This window comes from Marinobacterium iners DSM 11526, from assembly GCF_900107855.1.
Classification (GTDB): Bacteria; Pseudomonadota; Gammaproteobacteria; order Pseudomonadales; family Balneatricaceae; genus Marinobacterium; species Marinobacterium iners.
Genome location: NZ_FNRJ01000034.1, coordinates 1 through 8,796 on the forward strand (window position 1 = coordinate 1; position 8,796 = coordinate 8,796).

The window sequence follows — 8,796 nt, forward strand, 5'->3', positions numbered from 1 at the left end:
TGTCAGGCGCATCTTCTGAATCAGCTCAACCCACTGTTTCGGCATCTGCCTCGGTGAGGCGTGGGGGCGGCTGGATGCTGACTCAAGACCAGCGTCACCAGCCTCTCGATAGCGAGCAAGCCACTTATACACCGTGCGCCTACTGATGCCGAACGTGTGGGCGATATCTTTGATGGATTGTTGCTGACGTATGGCGCGATCAACGATCAGGGCTCGAATATGGGGCGTGGTTCGTGCATTCTTATGGGGGTTGTTCATGTCGGTTGTTCTGTGCTGTTTGTTTGGCGATAACCAGCATCTCGAACTTAACCGGCGTGAACAACCTCCTTAGCACCCACATCTAGCCTGCTCATTTTCCATTTGGCAACACGGCAGCCCTTTCGTCATTGAGCACGGGTGGCTGCGCACTGGCCTGGCGCTTAGCGGTCAGTCTTTGTGCATATCAACACGGTTTTGCTCCTGTTCGAGCCGATATCCGCGATCCCCCCGGATTCATGTATACACCCTCTGCAAATATGGGATAAAGAATGGCACTGGCTGGATAGTGACCACTGGCACCGCCCTCTAATCTGAGACAAACAATAAGGAGGGCATCGCCATGCAAGACAATCTGATAGCAAAAGTGGGCGGCATGATGGAGGTCGATAAAGAAAAAGGCCTGTATCGCGGTCGTCGCGACATGTTCACCGATCCCGAGCTGTTCGAACTGGAGATGAAACACATCTTCGAAGGCAACTGGATCTATCTGGCGCACGAAAGCCAGGTTGCCAACCCGAATGACTACTTCACCACCTATATCGGCCGTCAGCCAGTGGTCATAACCCGCAACAAGGATGGCGAGCTGAACTGCTTCATCAACGCTTGCAGTCACCGTGGCGCTGTGCTCTGCCGCAAGAAGAAGGACAACAAGGCTGTCTTCACCTGCCCGTTCCATGGCTGGAGTTTCAATAATTCCGGCAAGCTGGTCAAGGTCAAGGATCCCAACGATGCGGGTTACCCGGATTCATTCAACTGCGAAGGCTCACATAACCTGAAAAAGGTCCGCATGGAAAACTATCGCGGTTTCCTGTTCGGGTCACTCAATGACGACGTCAAACCACTGACCGAGCATCTGGGTGAAGCTGCCAAGATCGTCGATATGATCGTTGACCAGTCACCGGAAGGCCTGGAAGTGGTGCGTGGCTCTTCCACCTATATCTACGACGGTAACTGGAAGTTGCAGGCTGAGAACGGTGCCGACGGTTACCACGTCTCCGCTACGCACTGGAACTACGTTGCCACCACGGCGCGCCGCAAGGCCGGCATGTCCGCTGATGACGTCAAGGCGATGGATGCCTCCACCTGGAACAAGCAAAAGGGCGGGTTCTACGCCTTTGAACATGGCCACATTCTGCTGTGGATGAACTGGCCCAACCCGCAGGACCGTCCGCTGTATGAGCGTCGTGACGAGTTGGTAGAGAAGTTCGGCGCTGATCGTGCTGACTGGATGATCGGCAACCTGCGCAACCTCTGCCTGTACCCGAACGTATTCCTGATGGACCAGTTTAGCTCGCAGATCCGTCACTTCCGTCCGATCTCCGTCGACAAGACCGAAGTCACCATCTATTGCATCGCACCCAAGGGCGAGAGTGCCGAAGCGCGTGCGCATCGTATCCGTCAGTACGAAGACTTCTTCAACGCCTCAGGCATGGCAACTCCGGACGATTTGGAAGAGTTCCGCGCCTGTCAGGAAGGCTTCAAGGGCATGAACCTGCCCTGGAACGACATGTGCCGTGGTGCCGAGCACTGGATTGACGGTCAGGATGAAGGTGCGAAGAAGATCGATGTGCATCCGGTGATGAGCGGCGAGAAGGTCGAGGACGAAGGTCTCTACATCGTTCAGCATCACTACTGGCAGAAAGTGCTGGCCGAAGCGGCACGCAAGGAAAAGGGGGAGTAAGCCATGACTATCAGCTACGACGAAATTCGTGATTTCCTGCACTCTGAACAGCGTGCGCTGGATGACAAGGACTATGACAACTGGCTGGAGCACTACGACAAGGGTGCCGAGTTCTGGGTGCCGAGCTGGGATGTGGACGGTGAATTGACCGAAGACCCGCAGTCCGAAATCTCTCTGATCTACTATGCCCGTCGTGATGGTCTGGAAGACCGTGTTTTCCGCATTCGTACCGACCGCTCCAGTGCCAGTTCGCTGCCGGAGCCACGCACCCAGCACATGCTGAGCAATCTGGAAGTGTCCGCCGCATCGGATAATGACGCCGAAGTGCGCTACAGCTGGATGACCAATAGCGTGCGCTACAACGCCGTGGATACCTATTTCGGTACCGCGTTTGTCACTCTGATCCGTGACGAAGACGGCAAGCTGAAAATCAAACGCAAGAAAGTCGTGCTGAAGAACGACTATATCCACCACGTTGTGGATATCTATCACCTCTGATCCCGGCCCAACATAACAAGTGTCCCTCGGGGTGTTATCGACACCCCTGAAGGGGACCGAGGTAGCACACAATGTATAAAGTAGCGCTCAACTTTGAAGACGGTGTAACCCGCTTCATTACGACCTTGCCGATGGAAACGGTGGCCGATGCCGCTTATCGTTCCGGGCTCAATATCCCGCTCGATTGCCGTGACGGTGCCTGTGGTACCTGCAAATGTCACTGCGAATCGGGCAGCTATGAGATGGATGGCTATATCGAGGATGCGCTGTCCGATCAGGAAGCGGAGCAACAGTACGTGCTGACCTGTTGCATGATTCCGGAATCGGATTGTGTGGTTACCGTGCCGGCCTCGTCTGAAGTTTGTGTGCGCAGTCAGCAGGCGGATGTGCATGCCAAGCTCACCGATATCAACCGTCTGTCTGATTCCACCCTGTCATTCACCGTCGCCGGTGATCAGGTGCGTGCCATGCACTTCCTGCCGGGGCAGTACGTCAACGTACAGGTGCCGGGGACCGATCAGTCCCGTGCCTACTCCTTCAGTTCCATGGTTAACCAGTCTGACGAATCGGTCTCTTTCCTTATCCGTGTTGTACCTGAAGGTTTGATGAGCACCTATATGGCCGAAAAAGCCAGTGTCGGCGACAGCATCACTCTGCGCGGTCCTTTCGGCAGTTTTTACCTGCGCGATATCAAGCGTCCGGTGTTGATGTTGGCCGGCGGTACCGGTCTGGCACCCTTCCTGGCAATGCTGGAGAAGATTCAGCAGGTCGGTAGCTCGTACCCGATCCATCTGATCTACGGCGTCACCCACGACACCGATCTGGTGGAAATGGACAAGCTGGAAGCCTTTGCAGCGGCCATCGACAATTTCACCTTCAGTGCCTGCGTCGCCTCTGAAGAGAGCAGCTGGCCGCAGAAAGGTTATGTCACCAACCACATGGAACCCGGTCATCTGCATGACGGCGATGTGGATATCTACCTCTGTGGTCCGCCGCCGATGGTAGAAGCAGTGAACAGCCATATGCAGGAAAAGGGCATTCAGCCGGCCAGCTTCCATTATGAAAAGTTTGCAGCCAGCAAGTAAGGACGATTCCATGAGAGCTGAACGTTTCGAAAACAAGGTGGTTGTTGTCACCGGCGCGGCCCAGGGAATTGGTCGTGCCGTTGCCCTGCAGATGGCCGCCGAAAAAGCCAGCCTGCTGCTGGTAGACCGCTCCGAGATTGTTAAAGAAGTGGCCGAAGAAGCGCTGGCCGCCGGTGCCGTTGATGCCCAGATCATCAATGCGGATCTGGAGCAGTATGCAGGGGCCTGCAAGGCGGTGGATGCGGCTGTGAGCCATTTCGGTCGCATCGATATTCTGGTCAACAACGTGGGTGGTACCATCTGGGCAAAACCCTATGAAGCCTACGAAGAAGAACAGATCGAAGCCGAGATTCGCCGTTCTCTGTTCCCGACGCTCTGGTGCTGTCACGCCGTGCTGGCACAGATGCAGAAACAGCAGGGCGGCGTGATTGTCAACGTGTCCTCCATCGCAACCCGAGGCCTTAACCGTGTGCCCTACGCTGCGGCCAAGGGCGGTGTGAATGCGATGACCGTTTGCATGGCGTTTGAGAATGCCAGGCACGGTATCCGGGTCAATGCGGTGGCGCCGGGTGGAACCGATGTGGGTGAGCGACGCATTCCGCGCAATAATGACACCATGAATCAGCAGGAGAAGGACTGGTACCAGACGATTGTCGACCAGACCATCGACTCGACCTTCATGAAACGCTACAGCGTCCCGGAAGAGCAGGCCAATGCCATACTCTTTCTGGCCTCGGACGAGGCCTCCTATATCACCGGTACCATATTGCCGGTGGGTGGTGGCGATCAGGGCTGACCTTTTTATCCAAACCAAGCAGGGCTACGGCCCTGCTTTTCCGTTTTATGCTGAGGAGAAACATGATGGCAACAAAAACAATAATCGTGCCTGAAGGAATGGAATTCATCCGTGACGAGATCGGCTACGCCCCGGCGGTGCTGGTCAATGACACGCTCTATATCGCCGGTCAGATCGGCCGCAACGATCAGCGTGAACTGGTCGCTGACAAGGAAGCACAGTTTGTGCAGGTGTTCGAAAACATGCAGCGGATACTTGAAACGGCGGGCGCCCGTTTCGAGGACGTTGTGGAAATCACCAGTTACCATACCGACATGCGTGACCTGCCGCTGTATATGGAAGTGCGCAACCGCTACATGAAAGGCTGCTATCCGGCTTGGACCGCGATCGGTGCAGCCTCCCTGTGCGGTGCGCCGGGCTATTTTCTGGAGGTGAAAGCGGTCGCCGTCATCGAGAGGGGGAATGAGTGATGCTGAAGGACCTTTCCATCTCGACCATTATTGCGGGCCTGATGGCCGTGCTGGTGTCCTACTCAGGGCCACTGGCGATCTTTTTTCAGGCGGCACAAAATGCCGGCATTTCGGTAGAGATGATGACCTCCTGGGTTTGGGCCATCTCCATCGGCGCGGCCGTCACCGGGATTGCACTCAGCCTGTGGTTTAAAATCCCGGTGATCACCGCTTGGTCGGCTCCGGGCACGGTACTGTTGGTGACGCTCTTTCCAGAGTTGTCTATCAACGAAGCGGTCGCGGCCTATATCACCGCTGCCGTGATCATCTTTCTGATCGGCATTACCGGGTTGTTCGACAAGGTGGTACAGATAATCCCGAAAGGGGTTGCTGCCGCCATGATGGCGGGTATCCTGTTCGACTTTGGTTTGGGGGCTTTTAGAGCGCTGGATTCCGTGCCATTGGTGACCAGTGTGATGATCTTCGGCTTTGTGCTGTTCAAGTTCCTAAGCCGCGCCTATTTTCTGGTACTGATGGTAGTACTGGGTGTGGTGTTGTCCGTCACCGCACTGGATGCCAATCTGAGCCAGCTGGAATGGCGACTGGCCAGCCCGATGTTGATTATGCCTGCATGGAGCTGGAGTTCCACTCTGGGGTTGGCGTTGCCGCTGGTCATTGTCAGCCTGACGGGTCAGTTTTTGCCGGGCTTTACCATCCTCAAGGCATCGGGTTATAGCTTCGCGTCCAGACCCATAGTGTCGATGCTGTCACTGGTGTCGATACCGACCGCGTTCTTTGGTGGCATTACCACGGTGATTGCCGCCATCACCGCCTCGATCTGTACTAGCCCCGATGCGCATGAAAATCCGGACAAACGCTATTGGGCCGGTGTCGCCAACGGCGTGTTCTACCTCATCGGCGGCATTCTGGCCGGCAGCATCGTGCTGTTCTTTACCAGCTTCCCCGGCGAAATGATCGCAATCATTGCCGGCCTTGCACTGCTGGGCGCCATCAGCAACAGTTTGACTGCCGCGCTGGAAGACAAGGCGCATCTGGATGCCTCACTCATCACTTTCATGGCGACTGCGTCGGGTGTCAGTATATTCGGAATTGGTTCAGCGTTCTGGGGGGTGGTGCTTGGATCGGCGGTATATGTCCTGCAGGGAGTGTTAAGGGCGCGACAGGCACGACTGGAAGAAGCGGTAAGTCAGCGCTGAGCAGCGATCTGATCCCATGTGCGGGATCACAAGTGCTCGGTTTTGGGTGTTTTATCCCGTTTTTGCAACGCTATACTGGATTTCACTCTAATGCACCGTCTTCAGTACAGACGGTGACTGTGTAATCCGACCATAAAAGTCCGCGACCTGATCAACCCGGTCGTAACAAACAAGGTGAGCCATGAAAGAGTTCAAACACTTTATCAACGGTGAGTATGTCGCCTCAGCCAGCGGCAAGACCTTCGAGAACCGTTGCCCGGTGGACAACAGCCTGATCGGTATGGTCCATGAAGCGGGTGAAGCTGAAGTCGATGCTGCGGTACGCGCCGCCAAGGCCGCGCTGAAAGGCCCCTGGAGCAAGCTGACTCAGGCCCAGCGTACCACGCTGCTGAACAAGGTTGCCGATCGCATCAACGAGCGTTTTGAAGAGTTTCTGGCAGCCGAGTGTCTGGATACCGGCAAGCCGCGCCATATTGCCAGTCATATCGATATTCCTCGTGGTGCCGCCAATTTCAAGGCGTTCTCCGAAACCCTCGCCAACCATCCGACTGAAGCGTTCCGCATGGATACGCCAGATGGGCAGGGCGCGCTGAACGTGGGTCATCGTACACCCAAGGGCGTCATCGCGGTTATCTCGCCATGGAACCTGCCGCTGCTGTTGATGACCTTCAAGGTTGGTCCGGCACTGGCCTGTGGTAACACCGTTGTGGTCAAGCCGTCTGAAGAAACGCCGGCCACTACCACCCTGCTGGGTGAAGTGATGAATGAGTGCGGCGTACCGCCGGGTGTATTCAACGTGGTGCACGGTTTCGGCCCCAACTCGGCCGGTGAATTCCTGACCACACATCCGTTGGTTAATGCGATCACCTTCACCGGTGAAACCCGTACCGGCGAGGCGATCATGCGTGCCGCTTCCGTTGGCCTGCGCAATATTTCCATGGAATGTGGCGGCAAGAACCCCGGCCTGGTGTTTGCAGACTGCGATATTGAGAAGGCGGTTGAGGGCACCATGCGCTCGGCTTTCGTCAACTGCGGTCAGGTGTGTCTGGGTACCGAACGTGTCTACGTTGAGCGCTCCATTTTCGACAAGTTCCTGTCGCGCATGAAGGAAGAGGTGGCCAAGCTGAAGCTGGGCCGTCCGGAAGATCCTGCTGCCAACTTCGGCCCGCTGGTCAGTCTGGAGCACCGTGACAAGGTCAAGTATTACTACGATTTGGCTCGTGAAGAGGGTGCAACGGTCGAAATTGGCGGTGGCATCCCGGACATGGGTGAAGAGCTGAACGGTGGAGCATGGATCGAGCCGACCATCTGGACCGGCCTGTCTGATGATGCCCGAGTGGTGCGTGAAGAGATCTTTGGCCCTTGCTGCCATATCCGTCCCTTCGATACGGAAGAGGAAGCGATCGAGCTGGCCAACGATACCGAGTACGGACTGGCATGCGCCATTTGGACTGAAAACTCTGCCCGTGCCGTACGTGTAGCCGAGCAGATGGAAGTGGGTCTGGCCTGGGTTAACTCCTGGTTCCTGCGAGATCTGCGTACCTCCTTCGGTGGCGCCAAGCAATCCGGTATTGGTCGTGAAGGCGGCGTACACGGATTGGAGTTCTATACCGAAACCAAAAACATCTGCATCAAGCTGTAAGGGATAGACAATGGATAAGCAACAGATTCAAGCCTGCGGCGACGAGCTTTACCAGGCAATGGTCGACCGCAAGCCGGTACGCCCGCTGACTGAACGCTTCAGCGATATCACCATTGATGACGCCTACCACATTTCCCTGCGCATGCTGGAACGTCGCATCGAAGCCGGCGAGCGTGTGATCGGCAAGAAAATCGGTCTGACCTCCAAGGCGGTGCAGAACATGCTCAAGGTGGGCCAGCCGGATTTTGGTTATCTGACAGATGCCATGGCCTTCAGCCAGGGTGAAGAGATGCCGATCTCCGAGCGCTTGATGCAGCCCAAGGCCGAAGGTGAGATCGCCTTTATCCTGAAAAAGGATCTGATGGGCCCCGGCATCACAAACGCCGATGTTCTGGCGGCCACCGACTGCGTTATTCCCTGCTTTGAGGTGGTGGACTCCCGTGTCGAGAACTGGGAGATCAAGATTCAGGATACCGTGGCGGACAACGCCTCCTGTGGTCTGTTTGTACTGGGTGATCGTGCGGTTGATCCGCGTAAGGTCGATCTGGCCACCTGCGGCATGGTGGTTGAGAAAAACGGTTCCATCATCAGCACTGGCGCCGGTGCCGCAGCACTGGGTAGCCCGGTGAACTGCGTGACCTGGCTGGCCAATACACTGGGTCAGTTCGGCATTCCATTGAAGGCCGGTGAAGTGATCCTGTCCGGCTCCCTGGTTCCGCTTGAGCCGGTTAAGGCCGGTGATTTCATGAGTGTCAGCATCGGTGGCATTGGCAGTGCGTCTGTCCGTTTCATCTGATCGGTCCCGTTGATTACAGGAATAAAAACATGAGCAAAAAACTCAAAGCGGTCATCATTGGCCCCGGTAACATCGGCACCGACCTGCTGATGAAAATGCAGCGCTCCGAGTGGATCGAGCCGGTCTGGATGGTGGGCATCGACCCTGAGTCTGAAGGCCTCAAGCGCGCTGCTGAAATGGGCATCAAAACCTGCGCCACCGGCGTGGACGGTATCCTGCCGCACATCATTGAAGACGATATCCGTGTCGCCTTCGACGCCACCTCGGCCTATGTCCATGCCGAGAACAGCCGCAAGCTGAACGAACTGGGCGTGATCATGGTTGACCTGACCCCCGCCGCCATCGGCCCGTTCTGCATCCCGCCGGTCAATCTG

General features: G+C 56.3%; 9 protein-coding genes and 1 pseudogene. 9 read left to right on the forward strand and 1 reads right to left on the reverse strand.

Translation table 11 applies throughout. The features are described from left to right. On the reverse strand, positions 1–258 hold a 258-nt coding region (locus tag BLV48_RS18320; RefSeq protein ID WP_139253980.1), incomplete at its 3' end, for a leucine zipper domain-containing protein. 340 nt (positions 259–598) lie between these two features. Here BLV48_RS18320 and benA point away from each other — a divergent pair. From benA to BLV48_RS18365, 9 genes and pseudogenes are all read left to right on the forward strand, one after another. After that, positions 599–1,939 (forward strand): benzoate 1,2-dioxygenase large subunit, encoded by a 1,341-nt coding sequence (gene benA, locus BLV48_RS18325; RefSeq protein WP_091828225.1) that lies wholly within the window; start codon positions 599–601, stop codon positions 1,937–1,939. Between the two features lie 3 nt (positions 1,940–1,942). Beyond that, entirely contained in the window at positions 1,943–2,437 is a 495-nt protein-coding gene (locus BLV48_RS18330; RefSeq protein WP_091828226.1) for an aromatic-ring-hydroxylating dioxygenase subunit beta, read from the forward strand. Positions 2,438–2,508: 71 nt separating this feature from the next. Further along, the gene (benC, locus tag BLV48_RS18335; protein ID WP_091828227.1) at positions 2,509–3,522 is read left to right on the forward strand and encodes a benzoate 1,2-dioxygenase electron transfer component BenC; all 1,014 of its coding nucleotides are present in this window, start codon (positions 2,509–2,511) and stop codon (positions 3,520–3,522) included. A gap of 10 nt (positions 3,523–3,532) precedes the next feature. Then, positions 3,533–4,318 carry a 1,6-dihydroxycyclohexa-2,4-diene-1-carboxylate dehydrogenase gene (locus BLV48_RS18340; RefSeq protein WP_091828228.1) on the forward strand — a complete coding sequence of 262 codons (786 nt, stop codon included), beginning with the start codon at positions 3,533–3,535 and terminating at the stop codon, positions 4,316–4,318. A gap of 65 nt (positions 4,319–4,383) precedes the next feature. Continuing rightward, a complete protein-coding gene (locus BLV48_RS18345; RefSeq protein ID WP_091828229.1) occupies positions 4,384–4,788 on the forward strand; it encodes a RidA family protein in 405 nt (134 codons plus the stop codon). Continuing rightward, complete coding sequence (locus BLV48_RS18350) at positions 4,788–5,984, forward strand: benzoate/H(+) symporter BenE family transporter (protein WP_091828230.1); 1,197 nt, start codon at positions 4,788–4,790, stop codon at positions 5,982–5,984. Before BLV48_RS18345 ends, BLV48_RS18350 begins: the two co-directional genes overlap by 1 nt. 181 nt (positions 5,985–6,165) lie before the next feature. Further along, positions 6,166–7,626: a 2-hydroxymuconic semialdehyde dehydrogenase gene (locus tag BLV48_RS18355; protein WP_091828231.1), complete on the forward strand. Its 1,461-nt coding sequence runs from the start codon at positions 6,166–6,168 to the stop codon at positions 7,624–7,626. Between the two features lie 10 nt (positions 7,627–7,636). Next, entirely contained in the window at positions 7,637–8,422 is a 786-nt protein-coding gene (gene dmpE, locus BLV48_RS18360; RefSeq protein WP_091828232.1) for a 2-oxopent-4-enoate hydratase, read from the forward strand. 29 nt (positions 8,423–8,451) lie between these two features. Continuing rightward, a pseudogene (locus tag BLV48_RS18365) lies at positions 8,452–8,796 on the forward strand (acetaldehyde dehydrogenase (acetylating)); the annotation flags it as partial.